Annotated in this window: 14 protein-coding genes and 1 pseudogene; 13 read left to right on the forward strand and 2 right to left on the reverse strand. The window is 55.2% G+C overall.

What is annotated here, in order from left to right; translation table 11 throughout:
- The first annotated feature begins 15 nt into the window (after positions 1 to 15).
- The 13 genes and pseudogenes from AC0L8G_RS05690 (at position 16) to AC0L8G_RS05750 (ending at position 16,589) form a co-directional block, all read left to right on the forward strand.
- Positions 16 to 2,268 carry a TonB-dependent receptor gene (locus AC0L8G_RS05690; protein WP_473387551.1) on the forward strand — a complete coding sequence of 751 codons (2,253 nt, stop codon included), beginning with the start codon at positions 16 to 18 and terminating at the stop codon, positions 2,266 to 2,268.
- A 36-nt stretch (positions 2,269 to 2,304) separates the two neighbouring features.
- Entirely contained in the window at positions 2,305 to 2,907 is a 603-nt protein-coding gene (wrbA, locus tag AC0L8G_RS05695; protein ID WP_473387554.1) for an NAD(P)H:quinone oxidoreductase, read from the forward strand.
- 50 nt (positions 2,908 to 2,957) lie between these two features.
- The gene (locus tag AC0L8G_RS05700; protein WP_473387556.1) at positions 2,958 to 3,491 is read left to right on the forward strand and encodes a VOC family protein; all 534 of its coding nucleotides are present in this window, start codon (positions 2,958 to 2,960) and stop codon (positions 3,489 to 3,491) included.
- Positions 3,492 to 3,535: 44 nt separating this feature from the next.
- On the forward strand, positions 3,536 to 4,363 hold the full coding sequence (locus tag AC0L8G_RS05705) for an alpha/beta fold hydrolase (protein ID WP_473387558.1): 828 nt from the start codon (positions 3,536 to 3,538) through the stop codon (positions 4,361 to 4,363).
- Positions 4,364 to 4,495: 132 nt separating this feature from the next.
- Positions 4,496 to 4,831 carry a hypothetical protein gene (locus AC0L8G_RS05710; RefSeq protein ID WP_473387560.1) on the forward strand — a complete coding sequence of 112 codons (336 nt, stop codon included), beginning with the start codon at positions 4,496 to 4,498 and terminating at the stop codon, positions 4,829 to 4,831.
- Between the two features lie 208 nt (positions 4,832 to 5,039).
- Entirely contained in the window at positions 5,040 to 5,624 is a 585-nt protein-coding gene (locus tag AC0L8G_RS05715; RefSeq protein WP_473387562.1) for an ECF-type sigma factor, read from the forward strand.
- A gap of 82 nt (positions 5,625 to 5,706) precedes the next feature.
- Positions 5,707 to 8,322, forward strand: a complete 2,616-nt coding sequence (locus AC0L8G_RS05720; protein ID WP_473387564.1) for a protein kinase domain-containing protein — start codon at positions 5,707 to 5,709, stop codon at positions 8,320 to 8,322.
- 274 nt (positions 8,323 to 8,596) lie between these two features.
- Positions 8,597 to 9,856 (forward strand): hypothetical protein, encoded by a 1,260-nt coding sequence (locus tag AC0L8G_RS05725; protein WP_473387566.1) that lies wholly within the window; start codon positions 8,597 to 8,599, stop codon positions 9,854 to 9,856.
- An 85-nt stretch (positions 9,857 to 9,941) separates the two neighbouring features.
- Positions 9,942 to 10,928: a hypothetical protein gene (locus AC0L8G_RS05730; RefSeq protein ID WP_473387567.1), complete on the forward strand. Its 987-nt coding sequence runs from the start codon at positions 9,942 to 9,944 to the stop codon at positions 10,926 to 10,928.
- Entirely contained in the window at positions 10,925 to 12,091 is a 1,167-nt protein-coding gene (locus AC0L8G_RS05735) for a hypothetical protein (RefSeq protein ID WP_473387568.1), read from the forward strand. The genes AC0L8G_RS05730 and AC0L8G_RS05735 overlap by 4 nt, the downstream gene beginning before the upstream one ends.
- Positions 12,088 to 13,509: a S8 family peptidase gene (locus AC0L8G_RS05740; protein ID WP_473387569.1), complete on the forward strand. Its 1,422-nt coding sequence runs from the start codon at positions 12,088 to 12,090 to the stop codon at positions 13,507 to 13,509. Before AC0L8G_RS05735 ends, AC0L8G_RS05740 begins: the two co-directional genes overlap by 4 nt.
- 259 nt (positions 13,510 to 13,768) lie before the next feature.
- Positions 13,769 to 15,593 (forward strand): annotated as a pseudogene (locus AC0L8G_RS05745) (DUF3604 domain-containing protein).
- Between the two features lie 78 nt (positions 15,594 to 15,671).
- Positions 15,672 to 16,589, forward strand: a complete 918-nt coding sequence (locus AC0L8G_RS05750) for a LysR family transcriptional regulator (protein ID WP_473387570.1) — start codon at positions 15,672 to 15,674, stop codon at positions 16,587 to 16,589.
- 32 nt (positions 16,590 to 16,621) lie between these two features.
- On the opposite strand, the gene AC0L8G_RS05755 is transcribed toward AC0L8G_RS05750, so the two are convergent.
- Positions 16,622 to 17,194, reverse strand: a complete 573-nt coding sequence (locus AC0L8G_RS05755) for a HupE/UreJ family protein (RefSeq protein WP_473387571.1) — start codon at positions 17,192 to 17,194, stop codon at positions 16,622 to 16,624.
- A 464-nt stretch (positions 17,195 to 17,658) separates the two neighbouring features.
- Positions 17,659 to 18,510 (reverse strand): peptidylprolyl isomerase, encoded by an 852-nt coding sequence (locus AC0L8G_RS05760; protein ID WP_473387573.1) that lies wholly within the window; start codon positions 18,508 to 18,510, stop codon positions 17,659 to 17,661.
- Between the last annotated feature and the right edge of the window lie 102 nt (positions 18,511 to 18,612).

The following is an 18,612-nucleotide window of genomic DNA, read 5'->3' on the forward strand; positions in this document are numbered from 1 at the left end:
TAGGGAGAATTTGGGATGGGCATTGCATCGAAATATCGGCGTGGATTGCTTCAGGCTTCAGCCATTGCGGCTGTGATGATGCCGGCATTCGCATTTGCGCAGGGCGCGGATGAAGGCGCGGATCGCGCATCGGCGAATGACAGAATTGTCGTAACCGCACGCCGGCGCGACGAATCTATTCAGGACGTGCCGGCGCAGGTCACGGTCCTCAACGCAGGCGCAATTGCAAATCGCGGCATCGAACGGCCCGCAGATTTCATCGAACAGGTGCCGAACGTCACCTTCGTCGAAACGCAGAACGCCGGGACCAGCTTCCTCGTCATTCGCGGCATTTCTCAAGCGCGCAACAGCGAACCTTCGGCGGCAATCGTTGTGGACGGCGTGCCGATGACGCAGCCGGCGCAATTCAATCAGGCGCTATTTGATATTGAACAGATCGAGGTGCTCAAAGGACCGCAAGGCGCGCTCTATGGGCGCAACGCTATTGGCGGCGCGATTGTCATCACGACGAAAAAACCAAGCGACGAGTTCGAAGGGCGAATAACCGCTGGATATGAATCGGGCCCCGGTTACAAAATTCAGGGCGCAGTCAACGTGCCGCTCGCTGACAATTTTTACATGCGCGGCGCCGTTTCGTATTTCGACACGGAAGGCCACCTGACCAACGTCAATACTGTCGATGCATCCGCCGAAGAGAATGTCGATCCGGTGGAGAATTTGAATGCGCGAGTATCATTCCTCTACGAACCGACGGAAAACTTTACAGCCGATTTGCGGCTTTCCGCTGATATTCTTGATACGCGGGCGCTCTACTATGTAATTCCGGATTTCTCCGATCCGAACTTTAACAATCCGAACTATACCGGCCGTCCAATTGACCTGAACAACTCAGGCGTGAACGAGCGCGATATTTATGACGCGTCGCTCAAGCTCGCCTATGAAACATCGGCCGGTACGATCACGTCGATTACGGGATACAACAGCGTCGAAGAGCTGCTGACAGGCGATGGATATCCGTTCGATCCTTTCGGGCCGTTTCCGACTAACCGGGTCGGCTTCAACTTCAGTCAGACCCAGTTTCTGGACGTCGATACATTCACACAGGAAATACGCTTCACCTCGCCAGCAGAAAACCGCTTCCGGTATATTGTCGGCGGTCAGATTTACGCCACCGACCGGTATATTTCGACCGGCAACCAGATCGATACCGGCGCCGGCGTCATTCCGGTTTACCGCACGCCGAGCACTGACCCGGATCACCCGCAGCTTACCTTCCTTGCGGATGCGCAAGATCAGTTCGCCTGGGCGGTTTATCTGAACACTTCCTACGACATTTCAGATGCGCTCGAGCTGTCGCTGAATGTTCGCTATGACCATGACAAGCGCGAGAACACGACGCTGACGCCTACCGGTTTTCTACCTTGCATGCCAAGCGCGACATGCGGAAACGGCGTGGTGCGTGAGAACACATGGGATGACTGGCAGCCGCAAGCGGTTCTGCGCTATACGGCCAGCGACAATCTAAATCTGTTTGCAAGTTACAGCCGGGGCTTCCGCAGCGGCGGTTTCAACCAGACAGGGGTGGGCGGACTGGCTGCGGCGAGCGGCTTTTTCAATGTTGGCGACCTCTTCGATCAGGAGACAGCGAACACTTACGAAGCAGGCTTTAAATCCACCTTTCTAGACGGCAGGGCCAGTCTCAATGGCAGTGGATACTTCACCAAGGCCGAGGGCACATATTTCTTTGTCTTTATCGCCGCGAACTCAACACAAAATCTCGGCAATATCGACGAGGTCGAATACAAGGGTTTCGACTTGGAATTTAATGCTCAAGTGACGGATAATTTCATGTTCAATGCCGGATTCGGTTATACGGATAGTGAAATCACGGACTTCCCCGATCCCGTTGCGATCGGCGCCAAGGCGCCGCTTGTGTCGAAATACACGGTAAATGTCGGCGCCGAATATACCGCGCCCCTGACATCCGATATCGAAGCGCTGGTTCGCGTCGATTACAACCGGCTCGGCGACACGACATTCACAATCCCGTTTACGGCGCCGGAACTGGCGCTTGACGCTTTCCCGGTTGCGCGTGAACCGGTTGATCTGGTTAATTTGCGCGCGGGCGTGCAAAGCGATCAATGGTCTTTGATGTTCTGGTCGAAAAACCTTTTCGATGAAGAATACAATACGGAATATTCGCCCGGCGGGTTTCTCTTTAAGGCGCAACCCATGCGGTGGGGCGTTGATCTGACTGTGCGATTCTGATGAGGCGGCTATGTGCAGCCGAACGAGGAGAAATTGGTGACGAAACTATTGGTGTTGTACTATTCGAGCTACGGTCATGTGGAGGTGATGGCGCGTGCTGTCGCCGAGGGCGCGGCATCGGTATCTGGGGTGACGGTTGACGTTAAACGCACGCCGGAACTTGTGCCCGACGATATCGCCGCGAAATCCGGCGTAAAGCTTGATCAGGAAGCGCCCATCGCAGAGCCGGCCGAATTGGCGAATTACGATGCGGTGATTTTCGGAACGCCCACGCGCTTCGGCAATATGGCGGCGCAGATGCGCAACTTCCTTGACCAGACTGGCGGGCTTTGGGCGTCGCGTGCATTGGTCGGAAAGGTGGGCAGCGTCTTCACCTCGACAGCGAGCCAGCATGGCGGTCAGGAAACGACGATTACGTCCTTTCACACAACGCTATTGCACCACGGCATGGTGATTGTCGGCTTGCCCTATACATGGGACGGGGCTTCAATCATGAGCGAAGTGAGCGGCGGCACGCCTTATGGCGCAAGCACCATCGCCGGGGCGGACGGATCGCGTATGCCGAGCGCTAATGAATTAGAGGGCGCAAAGTTTCAGGGGCGGCATGTGGCGGAAATCGCTGCGCGCCTGTCGAAATAACCGTTCGGGCGCTTGCAAGCGAAACCCGCATTTGATGGAGAAGCAAGATAATGGCGAAGGGATCTCTGCCGAACCGGTTGCATCACACCGCTTATGTGACCCGGGACATGGAAGCGACGCGCAAGTTCTATGAAGATGTTATTGGCCTGCCGCTTGTCGCTACCTGGTGTGAAAAAGATCTGCTTTTCGGCGCAGAGCGCACTTACATCCATTGCTTTTTCGCGCTGGGCGACGATAGCGCGCTGGCGTTTTTCCAGTTCGCTGATCCCGGAGATCAGGATTTGTTCGGGCCAAAAATGCCGCCTTCGCCATTTCACCATGTGGCCCTGCATGTGGATGCAAAGGCACAGCAAGCGATTGAAGAGCGCATCGCGGCGGCGGGATATAAAGAGCCGGACACCTATGTGCTTGAACATGGCTATTGCCGGTCCGTCTATATCGTCGATCCGAACGGCATGATTGTTGAGTTCGTTCTGGACAATCCGCACGCCACGGACCGCACCGAGGAATGGCGGTCGAGGGCGCATACGGAGCTGAAGCGCTGGCTTGAGGGCGACCACTCAAACAATAATGACTATCGCTAGCAAGCGCGCATGCGTCTTGCTTTCACATTGCTTGCGTGACCTGAATGTCCGTTGCACCGGCGCAAATTGTCAAGGTTCCTGTCGCAGGCGGCGATCTGGAAATTGAGTTTCGGCGCGTTGCGCCTGACGATCCGCGACCGCTCGTGTTGTTTCTGCATGGATGGACATTTGATCGGCGCATGTGGGCGCCGCAAATGGAGGCTCTGTCTTCGCGGTTCTCGGTTATCGCGATGGACAGGCGTGGATTTGGCGGTTCGACTGCGCCGCCTGGGCTGGATAGCGAGCCGGATGACGTCATTGCGGTATTGGATACGCTGGCTGCTCGGTCCTGCATTCTTGTGGGCATGTCGCAGGCTTGCCGCGTAGCGCTGGAGTTTGCGGTTCGGCATCCAGCGCGCGCCAGGGCGCTAGTGCTTCAGGGGCCGCAGCTTGATGGCTTTTTGCCGGCGGCGAAACCGGCGGAAACAATCCCGATCGAAAAGTATCGCGCATTGGCGGCGGGCGGGAAGATGGATGAGATGCGCCGGCTTTGGCGCGCCCATCCGCTCATGCATACGCCGAACGCAAACGCCTCCGTGCTCGTTGATGAAATGCTGCAATCCTATGAGGGGCGTGACCTGCTGGCGCTGTCCTCGCGGCAACTGGGGATCGGAGCGCATGAATTGCAGAAGATTCCTTTATCGACACTGGTCGTGACTGGCGATCAGGAAGCGCCATGGCGACGACTTGTCGCCGATGCAATCGCCTATGGCGCGCCCTATGCCAGAGGGGTGACAATCGAAAATGCCGGGCATGTCTGCAATCTCTGCAATGCAGAAAGTTATAATGCAGTTTTGGCGGAGTTTATAGAAGGGATTATGAACCGAAAATAATTTTTACACTGATTGTCATGCGTTGCGGTCGGCGCACGCAATGAATGACGGCTGTTGAGTTGAAGATTCCGGTTTCGGCGCGCGAGTTACGACCGGGTTGTCGAGATCGCAGTAGCGTACCAGAAGCCATCGGTGTTTCGGCTGCAGGCATTTTGTGGCGCGAAGCGCCGGCTTCAAAACAATTTTATGAAATCAGAGCAGGGAGTGACATCAATGAAAAAGGCATTACTGATTACGGCAGGCGCGTTATTGTTTTCGACAGGCGCTTTTGCTGACGACGTCATGGACAAATGCATCGCCGATGTAACGCCGCTGGGGTCGCCTGACCCCGAAGCGCAGTGCGTTTGTTTCGTCGAAAACATTTCAGATGAGCAGGCGGATGAATATCTCGCCGTCACGGATTGGGAAAGTGAAGCCTCCGATGAGTTGAAAAGCATCGGCGCCGCGTGTTTTCCTGAAATCAACTGAATTTGACCGGCGGCGCGGCGTGTGCCGCGCCGTCCAAAGGTCACGGCTCTAAGCTTCGGTCTTCATACATGATTTTGGCCTTATTCCCTTACGCCAGAAGCGCCATTCGATTCGCCGCAGATTGCGCCGGGTAAATCGCGCGCTTGCTAATGGCGAGATTTTAATCAATTAATAGCGCGGTTTTTGAAGGCAATTGGGGAAATGCCGGATGTCGGAAAAGTCTCCGATAACCTTGGTTCTTGAATCGATAGAGGCCGGTGAAACGAAGGCCGCCGACGAACTTTTTCCGGCCGTCTATCAAGAACTTCTCCTCATGGCGCGCAGCAGAATGTTGCAGGAGAGGGCAGGTCATACGCTGCAACCTACCGCCCTGGTTCACGAGGCTTTCCTGCGTTTGACCGAGGGAAATGAAGTGCCATGGGCGAACCGCCGGTACTTTTTCGCCTCCGCGGCGGAAGCGATGCGCCGTATTTTGATCGACTATGCCCGTAGCAAGAACCGGCAAAAGCGCGGTGGTGACATGGTGCGAGTCACCCTGGAGGACGACATTGCTGTGTTCTCTGATGATGGAAGCGAGCTTATTGCTGTTTCGGCAGCGCTTGATCAACTTGAAGATCGCGATGCAGCAATGGCGGAGATCGTGAAGCTGCGTTATTTTGCTGGGCTTACGGTTGAAGAAACTGCGCAGGCTACGAATCTCTCCGCCCGATCAGTCAACCGGCAATGGAATGCGGCGCGGGCGTGGTTGCGCATGGCTCTCGATGAAAACGCCGTTGATGGAGCGTCTGCGTGACTCGCGATGGCGAGGCATGGGAAGCGCTGTGGCGTATTTTTCATGATGCCTGCGAACTGGATGGCGCCGAGCGCGAAGATTTTTGGCGAAGGTATGCGCCGGCGATCAGTCGCTGCATGATCATGTCAGCGCGTTGATCGCCGCGCTCGACCGGGCGCCGGACTTTCTGGAAAGCCCTCCGACATTGGCCGATTTCGCTGTTGAAGACGCCGAGGCGCTGGTGGGTGAAAAGATCGGCGACTATTCGATCACGCGCCTTATCGGCGGCGGCGGCATGGGGGTGGTGTATGAGGCCGTGCAGCGTGAGCCCATCGAAAGAACGGTGGCGATCAAGTTAATCAAACGCGGAATGGATAGCCGTGAAGTCGTTTCGCGCTTCCTGGCTGAGCGTCAGGCGCTCGCTTTGATGGGGCACCCAAATATCGCGCAAGTCTATGACGCGGGTGTTGCTGAGGATGGCGGCCCGTATTTCGCGATGGAATATGTTTCCGGGGCGCCCATAGATCAATTTTGTGATGACAATGCGTTGTCCATTCATGAACGCATGGAGTTGTTTATATCGCTTTGCGAAGCGGTTCAGCACGCGCATCAAAAAGGCATCATTCACCGCGATTTGAAGCCCTCAAACGTGCTTGTCTCCAATCAGGCCGGGCGCGCATCGGTGAAGGTCGTGGATTTCGGCATCGCCAAGGCCGTGCACGGGACATTGAGCCAGCGCGCTTTTGAGACCGGATCCGGACGCATTCTCGGCACGCCGGAATTTATGAGCCCGGAACAGGCGGGCACTGGCGGCGTCGATATCGATACGCGATCGGATGTTTATTCGCTCGGCGTGATTTTATACATGCTGCTCGTGGGCGCGACGCCATATGACGCGAAAACGCTCGCCACCAGTCATGACCGCCCGGAAGCGAAGCCGCCAAGTCGATCCTACCGCGAAGGGGAAGGCGACACGCAACTGATTGCGCGTCGGCGGCGGCTGACCCCGGAGGCGTTGACCCGTACGGTGCGGGGTGACCTCGATTGGATCGTCGTCAAGGCGCTCGAGATGGATCGGTCACGGCGCTATGAAAGCGCGGCGGCGCTTGCAGCGGACCTAAAGCGTTATCATGACGGTCGCGCGGTTGAGGCGGGCCCACCCAGCCGCATTTATCGGTTCCGAAAATTCGCCGGACGTAATCGAATTGCGCTCTCGCTCGCCTCGATCTTGGGCGCGACAATCATTGTCGGAAGCATCGTCGCTTCGCTTGGTTGGGTGCGCGCGCTCGCAGCAGAACATGAAGCGGTGGCGCAAGCGGAAAGAGCGGAGGCGACGAATGCATTCCTGACCGAGTTGCTGCAAGGCGCCGGGCCGTCTGCGGCGCAAGGGCGCGACAAGCAAATTTTGCTCGATATGGCGGCGGCGGCGGCGAAACGCCTTGAGGCCGGTGCGGATGTTCACCCCGATGTGGAACTCGACGTAAGGCGCGCGCTTGGTCGGTTGTATTTGCAACTCGCTCAGTATGACGAGGCGAAAATACATCTTGATCGCGCCTATGCGATCGCTGTGGAGCGCTTGCAGGAAAATGATCCGCGACGGGCGGAACTGCTCGCGCTTCTTGGCCTGCGGGCGATGGAATCGGGCGACCTTGAGGATGCGCGCGAAACATTGTCGGCGGCCGTCAGCGCATATGAAGCGTATTTTCAGAGCAGCGGAAAAGATCCGTCGGGTTACGAGTACTACATTCGCTCCCTTACGGCGCTGGTCATCACGCTTGGCCGAACAGAGGAGTATGAACGCGCGGAGACTTATGGACGAAAGGCGGTTGAGGCGGCAGGCGACCGGCGCGACGAGGTGATGGTCAATGCCTATAACAATCTCGCCCGTCTGTTGAGCTTTGAGGGCAACATAGACGAAGCGCGGTCAATGTATGAAAAGTCGCTTGCGCTTGCTAATGATGAGTCAATTTCGCAGTTCACACTGGCGAACACGCTGGGACATTATGGATCTTTCTTGAATCGTTTTGACGATTACGTAGAGGCGGAACTCGTATTGCGGGATTCTCTGGCGCGATTTGAGGCGCTTACGGGGCCGGTGCATGACCGCGTGGCCCGCGCGCTGATGACCCTCGCGCTCGCGGTGCGCAATCAGGGCCGCTTTGACGAGGCGCGCGAGTTAAATGACCGTGCGTTGTCAATACAGTTGCAATTGCTTCCCGATGATCATGTCGATATCGCCAAGACCTACTACAATATGGGTAGCGATGATGCGCGCCAGGGCCGCTTCGCCGCCGCCGCAGACAATATCCGCAAATCACTTGACATAAACCGCCGCCACTATCCGGACACTCATAGCTATATCATTGAAGATATGGCTCGTGTCGGCGAGTTGATGCTGGCCTCGGGCGATGGCGAAGGCGCTGCTGCTTGGCTCGGCGATTTCCTGCAATCTCAGCCACGCGAAGAGCCTCCGCGTCACTGGCGAATTGTTGAGGCGCGCGGGCATTACGCATCCGCATTAGTGAAGCTTGGCCGCCTTGATGAAGCATCAGCGAGTCTGACGCAGGGCCTTGGTCAATTGGAATATGTTGAGGGCGAGCAAAAGAATATTGTCGCTGCAGCGCTTTATGGTGGCTTTGCAGATCTTGAAACCGCAAGGGGACGCGCCGAAGAGGCGGCGTCCTGGGCCGCCAAAAAGGCGGCGCTAAAGATCGAATAATATAAATATATCAAGCATCTAATTTTTTTTCGCGTTTTTGTGGCGCGAATTCCCTCTGTTTGACGCATGGAATGGTGAGGCGGGCTTTGGCCTTTGTACAGCGCCAATAACCCCTCGACATGACGCGTGCTTGGCGCGGCGAATTTGGGGAGATTTCATGATGGCGGCTTCAACCCGTCCGGCCAATCTGATGCGACTGCCTTCTGCGGCGGCGATGACCATTGCGCTTATGGCGATGACCACACCTTCAGCATGGGCGGCGTATGTCCAGAAAGTGGTGCTGCTCGGCGAGAATGCCGATGATGTTGGTGCGCAGCAGATCAGTTTTGCGCCCACATTGGGCGATGTTCAAAATATTGAGCAGGAAGAAGAAAACGAAAAGAATGTTTCTGTTTTCGCGATTTCATTTTCAGATGGCTCATCGACTGCGGGTGTTGTCACAATCGGAGGTCAGACAATCGAGACGCCCGCGACTGCGCCGGGTGAGACCTTGAATATCGATCTCGACCGCGGGATTGCTTACACGACAGGCAACGCCCCGGCGCCAAGCCCAAGACCATTGAGCGGTATTGGGGATGGCGTGGCGCCTGACATTTTCAAAATCGGCGCGGGATATTATCTTGAAGATCTTGACCTGGGCGTGCCGCTAGAAGGCGGTACGATCGTTACAAACAATGACGGTGTTTTTTCGGACGCCGGCGCCAACTTGGTTATCCCCGATGGGCGGCTCGACGGCTTTCAGGTTGGCGGAACTTACAGGTCCGGCAAATGGAATCTGGGGCTGTCAGCAAGCTATACGCACGCAACGCATGATTTTGACTATTCCCAGTCTTACTCAGTAACAGATTCCAACCAGTCGGCGGGCTTTGCTTTTTATGGTGTGGACGCAACCTTCGGCACCGGGCTCTCCATTGGCGAGGGCGTCATTGACACAGATGCTTTCAGCGACATCACGCTTGACCGGTTGGACCTTTCCTTGTCGCTCTACCCGCTGGGCGTCTCTGGAAAAGAGGGCCGGTGTTCGCTGTTTCCGATCGTCGGATTTGAGCACGAGAAACTCGAACAGAACTCAGACATCTTCTCCACGCTGACTTCGCCTTTCGGCACGCTCACCAACACACAATCGGTCTGGCAGGTTAATGAGTCCCTCGGTCCGGATATCGGCATCGGATATGAACGAATTTTAGGCGACATCACCTTGTCCGGCGGCATTGAATACCAGCCCCGCTGGAATGATACGGAAATCAATGCAAGCCAGTTGGTTGAAAGTCAGATTGACTTCTTCCCCGCCAGTGTGCCTCAAATGTTTGAGTATAACGAAACAGAATTTTTTCACGGCGCTGAATTTCGCGCCGGCATTGGGTACACGCTCCCATTTGCAGAAAATGTCGAGTTGAGAGTCGATGGCGGCGTGCGCCGTCGCGCCTTGTATCAGTTTGGTCAGCAAACGGATGGTGTTGGCCGACCCGGGTTTGTTTTGCAGGACACGGCATGGAGGCCCAGCGGAATGTTTTCGGCGCGTTTAAGGTTTTAAGCAGGGCGGCAGGGGAGAGGGATGAAACGCGGCGGGCGGGGTTTGAGTTGACACAGCGCCCGCTGCGCAAATCTCAGGGAAAGCTATGATGCAAAAATTCGCGCTGACGTTGATTGTTGTCATATCCTTTGGCTTGTCCCTTTCGCCATTTGCTGGCGCAAGCTCGAAAGAGCGCCCTCTAAATAGTGCGTCGCCCGTTTCGGTCATTGACGCCGAGAGCCTGTCGGAATCGACTTTTGATGTTTCCGATCTTTCGAACTTGCCGGTCTCAAGCGACGGTGTGGATTTTTGCACCTTTGGCGGCGCGCCATTTCGGGGGCTGGGCGGAATTCAGTTTGGCGGGCCGGCGTCCTTCATCCGTAATAACGTTCCGGATTTGGGCAATGCGCAGAACAAGCCGCCAGTCAAAAAGGAAGACGCCCCTGTCATTCCCATCAACGATATTCTCTTATCGCCCGGCTCCCTGGATTCCGCGCCGCTGACCGGCGGCGCTAGCATCGCGCCGGTGACCGCTTCTTCAACAACAAATACCAAATGCGACGACGGCAAACGGCGAAATCTTGCATATCATTATGTTGGGGTTCACGAGGATGTAGCCTTTTCAACGATGGAAGCGTTCAAGGCGACCTTGACAGGCAGCTCCAGCTATAAGGATCTGGATGATTTGCAGGCGCAAATAGGGTCTGCATTGCGGGAGCCGATTGACCCGAAGGGCGTGTGCCGAGACTGCATACAATCGCTTACGCTGTACCAGCATGGCTATCCCAACGCATTTGGCATCGCTGGGTCACACTATCTGCGGGCGGACCGGGAGTCTGACGACAAGCCTTACAAGCTTGCGAGCGATCCAAAAGCGATGGCGTTCATGGCGTTTTTGAAGTCACGCATGTGTGTCGGCGGGCGTGTGGTGTTTTGGTCGTGTGATATCGCATGCGGCAGGGGCGGGAAGCGCATCGGTCAAGTGGTGGCGGATTATCTCGATACTGAAGTCAGGGCGCCGAATAAAACGCAGACATTGTTCTACGACAGCGTAGACGATACGGACGACATCGAGAGATTCAATCCCAAATGACCCATAACGCTTTCAGCTCAGGCTGCATTTTTAAACGCAAGTCAATCATGGGCTTCACCGTTATAATCGCGGCGGTGATCATGTTGATAGCAAAGACGACAATCGTGCATGCGGTTGTAAACACCGTTCCGATAACAGTAACAGCATCTGACGGTCAAAATGCGCTGCCAAATCAGCAGGTGAAGTTTACCTCTCCGCAGGTATTGCAGATTTCTGAACTCCTGCCGGGGGAGATTGACAGCAGGCCGCAAATTGACGCTGAGGCGGATCCTGTGCAGGGGCGTGCGGATCAAAATGGACTGTTGACGTTGGATTTGCCGATTGACTGGCTTTCCAATAATGGCCAGCCGCTTGTCAGCACGCAGTTTAATGAAATGGAAATCACTGCTTATGACATGAAGTCGACGCGCGTTACGTTCGGTGTCGATGCGCCGCTTGAGGATGCCTATGGCATGCTTGATAGCGGCCTGCGTCCCTGGCTCGCAGATGTAACCGGGATTGGTGATAAAACGGCCCTTACTCTGGAGCTGCCCGGAAGCGGCTATCCTGTCAGTGATGTTACTAATTGGCTGACAGATAAATTTTCACTGCCATTAAACAACGCTTTTGTCAGTGGGGCCGAGCCGGCCTCAATGAGTGACTTTCTGACCGGCTTTTCAGGCTTTGTCAGTGCTAAAAACCCTGCGAATAATCTCTTTTCGGGCTACGCCGGAAAGCTGAGCAGTTTGCGAAATCACTTTAGCTCAATAAATTACGACCCGCTTTCAAGTTTGTCGGTCGATTGGTCTCTTAGCGTAAAATATGATTGGCGGAACGCGTCACCGCCGGGCGACTGGTCGGCCTTTGCAGATAGGCTGAACCAGAATACTTACCTTGCAGACTATCTGAATTCGGCTGTGCCTGAACTCTCAATTCCATCTATTGATGCCTATTCCCTGCGCGCGCAATTACCGAATTTCATTCCGCGCGGGGAAGTCGGCACGCCCGTAAACTACGCGGCGGATTTTTCAAACTTTCTCGATTTTGGCGGGCGCTTGCGAAGCGTCGGGCGTGATCTGTGCATGAGAAAACAGCCGGCCTTGAATTTAGATGGTTCGGCACCAGAAGGCGCGCAAGTCCCTGTAAGCATACCCGGCGAAACGATCCGTTGGGGGATGGAATGATCGCGCGCGTGCTGACTCTATTGGCGGTGACGCTTTCTTGCGCCCTCTATGATTCAGAGGCAGCGGCGCAATCCCTGCCGAAGGACCCTTTTTTCCAGACCGCTGGCGCATGGGAGCAAGCCTATGATGACCAATGGGCGCTCAAGCATATTGGGCTGGACTCGCAAGCGCAGGATATCTGGTCGCGAGACAGCGACGCGCCGGTGGTTGTGGCGATTATTGATTCCGGCGTCGACTGGCATCACTTAGATTTCGACGAGGGTTCTTTTTGGCGAAACCCCGGTGAAGTTCCGGGCAATGGCGTGGACGATGACGGCAATGGCTATATCGATGATGTGATTGGTTGGGACTTCACAACCGGGCGCGGCAATCCTTGGGATTTTGACGGGCATGGCACAATGGTCGCCGGCATCATTGCAGCCAGCTGGAATGATGTCGGCATCGCAGGTGTCAATCCTCGCGCTAGATTGATGGTGTTGAAGGCGCTCAACAGTTTCGGCAATACGCGCGCGTCATGGGTGGCCCAGGCAATTGTGTATGCCGCTGATAATGGTGCGAAAGTCATCAATCTGAGTGTCGGGGAAAAAGGTGTATCCGCCGTCGTTCATGAAGCAGTCAGATATGCTTATGAAAAAGGCGCTGTCATTGTTGTGGCTGCGGGCAATGAAAGTGTAGATGCGACCGCCTACGGTCTTGCGGGGTTTGACGAAGTCATCAGTGTCGCGGCGACGGACCCCGAAGGCAATCGTCTCGCATTTTCAAATTTTGGCCCGAGCATCGACATTGCCGCGCCGGGTATAGGCATTATCGGGCTGCGCGCGCGCCGGACAGATACGATGCGGATCACAGAAAATCCTGACGATTATGCTCCGGGCTCGGCCTATGTGGGCGAGGATAAGCGATATTACAGAGCGACAGGAACCTCCTTTTCCGCGCCGCTGGTCAGCGGCGTGGCGTCGCTGTTGTTGTCGCGAAACTCGGCTCTCTCTAATCGCGATGTCATGCGCATGATTGTGAATTCTGCAGCAGATATTGAAACGCCAGGGGTCGATCAATTGACCGGATACGGTCTCCTTGATGCGGCGGCGGCATTAGCGGCTGATCCAGCTTATTTCATTGCGCCCGCTATTTCGAATACGAGCGTTGTGACGGGCGAAAACGGAGAGCAGCAATTGGCGGTGTTTGGCGCGGCCGATGCGGACAAGTTTGACGGCGCCACGCTTTATTTGGGCAGCGGAGACGACCCGACGTCATGGAGCGAAACAGGTGAGGTCACTGTCCCTGTCCGAGATGGTGGACGGCTTGCTGCGATTCCAGCCTCGTCATTCGCCAGCGCAAAAACCTGGACTCTGCGCCTCGTTGTCAGGCACAAGGATGGTTCGCAACGCGAAGCACGATTTCGATTGAATATAGGATAATCGGTTCAAATCCGTAGTCGAACAAAGCCCATTACAACGATCAAATCCGAATGATGTGATATGCGGCGTCAGCTAGGCGCGGGCGGTTCTAAGGTTATAACCAAACATTGCTGAGGTTATAACCTTAGAGCGCAACGGCGCTCTGCCTTTCACGTGTACTGTTCTCTTAAAATGAAACGAACGCAGCCGGCGCCGTTGTGATCCCGCGACGATTGTTGTTCACTCCACAAAACTGCGCCTCCAGAATATGATGGACAAAATGGTCTTAGAGACAAAACAAGTATCGTCGAAATGGTTGGCTGCGTTTCGACAAAGCTGCGTAATTGTTGCGGCATTGGCGAGCATTTTTCTGTCGTCCGCGCACGCGCAAGAGCGACAATTGCTTTGGGGCGATACGCATCTTCACAGTTCATACTCGGTGGACGCGTTTGCGACCGGGAATTATTTCGCTGGTCCCGATGTCGCCTATCGCTATGCACAAGGGATCCCTGTGCTCCATCCGCAAACCCGGCAGCGCATTCGGATCGCGCGCACGCTAGACTTTCTGGTGGTCGCCGATCATGCGGAGTGGCTTCAATTGCCTGTGCGTCTTGCAGAAAAAGATTCCGCATGGATTGGAACGACAAAGGGGCGAGAGCTCATGGAGCTTAGTCCGCGTGAAATGTTCGCCAGCCTCAATTCCGAAGACAGCCGAAAGGAAGCGCTTGAGCAGCTTTTTACGCCGGAACTGCGCGAGTCCGTCTGGTCCCGTCAGGTTGATCTTGCAGACAAGCATAATAAGCCCGGCGTGTTTACGGCGCTTATCGGGTGGGAATGGTCTTCAGCGCCGAACTGGGCGAGATCTTCACCGCGTCATATTTACGCCCGCCAGCGCTGAGGTCGCGAAAAAGTTCACGCCCTTCAGTTCGTTCGATAGCCAGCGGCCGGAAGACCTCTGGGCCTGGCTCGAGGCGACAAGCAAAAAAACCGGCGCGGAGTTTGTTGCGATTCCCCATAACCCAAACATGTCTGCCGGATTGATGTTTGAGACAGTCGACAGTGATGGCGGCGCCATTACCGCCGATTACGCCAGCCGCCGTATGCGCTGGGAGCCCGTAATGGAGGTGACGCAATATAAAGGAACCTCAGAAACGCATCCCGTTTTGTCGCCGAATGACGAATTCGCCGGTTTTGAAATTCGCAGTAAGCTGCTGATCGGCGATGTGCAGCCGCCATTAGCGGGGTCTTATGCGCGCACCGCGTTGCTCGCGGGATTGGAAATAGAGCGGGAGACTGGCGCCAACCCTTATAAATTCGGCATGATTGGCAGCACGGACTCTCATACCGGCCTTGTCTCGGCGGAAGAAGATAATTTTTTCGGCAAGACGCTACTCGACGGTTTGCCGGAACAGCGCGATGAAGAGACAGGTATTTTTCCCGCTTGGGAAATGTCAGCATCAGGGCTCGCCGGCGTGTGGGCCGATGAGAATACGCGAGAGTCGATCACGGCTGCATTTAAACGAAAGGAAGTTTACGCGACGACGGGCCCTCGAATTAGCCTGCAGGTTTTTGGCGGCTTTGAATTCAAGGATTCGCATGCAAAGGCGCGGAATATTGCTTCCGTTGGACATAAGCGCGGCGTGCCCATGGGCGGTGAAATCACGAATGCGCCGAACAAGAGGCGTCCATCCTTGCTTATTCATGCGGTGAAAGATCCGACCGGCGCCAATCTGGATCGCGTGCAAGTTGTCAAAGGGTGGGTTGATGAAGGTGGCTCGACGCATGAAAAGGTGTTTGAAGCCGCCTGGGCGGGCGACCGCACGCTTGACGTAGATGGGAGACTACCCCCTCTAGCGCCCACGGTGGAATTGGAAAGTGCGTCCTATAAAAATTCCGTAGGTGCAGAGAGCATTTCCACCGTCTGGATTGATCCGGAATTTGATGCCGCCTCAGCAGCGTTTTATTATGTGCGCGTGCTCGAAATTGCGACGCCGAGGCATCATGTTTATGACGCCGTTGCGATGGGGCTCGATCCCGAAGCTACGAAATACCCGCCCACTATTCAGGAACGCGCATATTCGTCCCCGATCTGGTACACGCCGTGATGATAGCCTCGAGGTAACTCTCCGGACGCGCCGGACTGGCTTGGGTCGCACGCCTATGGCATAGTGAAGCCTCGTGGATTGAACCGGGTTTTCCTCGAAATGCTATCCTATACGCATCGACAATTAGAGATATTTCTCGCCGCGGCGGAAGACTGCCATTTTAATCGAACTGCTGAGCGTCTTGGCGTTTCGCAGCCCGCCATCACAAAGCATATCTCTAGTATCGAAAAGCAATTTGGTGAGGCGCTTTTTACAAGGCGCAAGGGGTGCAAGCCCTTGCTGACCGATGCGGGGCGTCAGTTCAAGGGGAGGGCGCAACGACTCCTCGCTGATGGAGATGGAGGGAACGACCGCAAACCTCCAGTCACAGAATCCGATTCGCCTGTTGTGCGTCTGTTTTGTGGAACGCATCTTTTGGAAGATTGTATTCGGCCTAATCTGCCTGAGTTTTATGCGTCGAATTCTGACTTGCAGTTGGAGTGCAGCGCAGTTCAGTCGGCGGAGGAAGGCATACGGCTGATCCAGCGCAGAGAAGCGGACATGCTGGTCTTTTCCGTCCGCGACCCTGAAGCATATTCCGGGTTTAAAGGGTTTACGGTGCTGCGGGAAACGCAATTGGGCGTCTATGCAGGCCCCAAATTTCGGCATCATAGATTTTCGTCGTCTGATGAGATTAGCAAAGTGCCTTTTGTGCTCCCGATCGCGGGCTCTCTTGTCGACACGCAGATCTCACAATTGCTCTCGGGTGCGGGCATTAGCTGTTCGAATGTGTTCGCCCGTACTCAATATACGGATGTGATGCTCGCAATGGCCAAACAGAATCTGTGTCTGGCGGTGTTAATGGAGTCCATGGTGCAGGCTGCAGAGCAGCGAGGAGAGGTCCTAAATCTTGGAATAGATCTCCCGCCGGTCTATCGTGGATTGTTTCAGTCCGGTGCGGCGAGCCCCCAACAAAAGGCGGTGGAAAGTTTTCTGATGCAAGTGCTGTGCGCCTGAAATTGCGTAGCGACGCGGTCAAGCGGGGCCGTCTAGGCGGTGAAGGAGAGCGTGCGCTCGATCATCCAGTATGTCGCAATAACGCCAATGGCGTAGCCAGCGATTTTGCCGTTTGCATCGAGCACTCTGCTTAGCGGCGGGTGCGCCAGAAAGAAGCGATCAGCCGCTGCGCGTTTCCAGACAAACAAAACCGCGGCGACCGCCATCACAAACACAACTTGTCCTGCTTCAACGCCGATATTGAAAAACAAAAGCCCCGTGATCGCCTGGGTTTGTGGAAGTCCGATTTCACCCAGCACTGCGGCGAAGCCAAGCCCATGCAGCAGGCCGAACGAGGATGAAACTGCAATCGGATGCCGCCAGGTCAGGCTATCCTTGCGGTCAAGTGCGATCTCGCGAGCAAGAAATACGATCGACAAGGCGATGGCGGCTTCGACGGGTGGAATGGGCAAGCGTATGATTTCGAATGCGGAGAGTGCGAGCGTGATCGAATGCGTGAGCGTAAACCCGGTAACGGTAATCAGCACGCGTTTTACACTGCCTGCGATCCAGATCAGACAGGCGAGAAACAATAGATGATCTTTCCCGTCCCATATGTGTGTCATTCCCAACCTTGTATATTGTTTTGCGACGCTCGCACCGGACTCTGCCGCCGGGAAAATCCATGCCGTGTCTGTCGGAGTCAGCACGCCAATATAGTCTCCGCCTCTGGCGGGTTTGAACCGAATGATTGTCGAAATCGAAGGGTTATAACGCGGATAAGCTATGGCAAGGGGGTGCCCGAAAACCGACGTCTGACAAGTGAATGTATAAATGCCGGATTCGTGAATAAGCCGCTTCGTGGGCGCTCCATCATTCCAAATGCAGTCATCGGGCAAGGATATACCCGGCCGGTTTATGTCTGCGATCGCAGTCGGCATGCTCCAGACAAGCTGAAAAGCGCCTGACGAAGTTTCTGTGATGCCAAGGTAAAGAGGACGGCTCTCATCCGCAAACGCCTCGCTCTGCAAGCTGTACATTGAGGAAAAGGTGATGAGGAAGATGGCCGCCAAATGAACGCGCAGATGAGTCATGGACCGCGCACCGGGCTTTTGTTGTTTACATCATCTGCAATGCGCACCTGGAATGAAGAGACAATGTCGGCAATCGCCTCTTCAGTCTGTTCGTTGTTGCGCGAAGTCAGCGCCCGCTCGTCGATGTCGCTGCGGATTTCATAAAGAGGAGGCGTGCGTTCTGCCGTCATGCTTGAAACCTGTACGAGATGCAGGCCTCGCGGTGAGGGGATTGGTCCGTACCAGTGAAGCGGCTTTGGCTCTAGCTTGAAAATGATTTCAGCGAAGGCGGCGCCGAAATGACTGGCGACATAGGCGCTGTCCCTTTTTGCGTAGAACTGATGATAGAGAGGCCGGTCGCCATACGCGGTCGCAACGCCGAAGGGTGCGGCTTGCGCGTTTAACTTTCGCAGAGCCTCTTCGGCGCGGCGCCGTGTCTCGATCTCCTCGCCGCGCTTATTTTCAAAAAACACTTGGGCGAATGTAATGGATGCCGGCTCAGTAAAGTCCGATTTGTGTAGCTCGTAATAATAAGCGGCGTCTTCGTCGGATAAGGATGCGTCGGATTGTATGTCGCTCTGAACGATAAACTCTAACTGTTTCACCAGACGCAAACGTGCGGCATAGGTTTCCGTATCGAGACCCAGTGCTTTTGCCCGGCGGTAGAGGGCTTCTTCGCGTACAAAGCTGTCGATTATTTGTCGCCGTTCATTTGGCGACATATTGTCAAAAAAATTTGAGAGGGCGCCGTCAGCATAGGTGCGCGATTGGTTTTGAAGGTGATCAATGAGGTCGGTGCGCGAGACTTCGATCGTATTTCCCGTCGATGCCTCCGGAGGAGACACAATGCCGAACGCAAAAAACAACATCAATGCGCCTGCAAGAAAGTGCAAAAGCGGTTCACGGAGAATTGCGACAGCAGGTCTGCGAAGCTTCATCATCGCCTCATAAGTGAAGTGGTTTTCATCCAG

The organism is Hyphococcus sp. D3-15 (assembly GCF_055809375.1).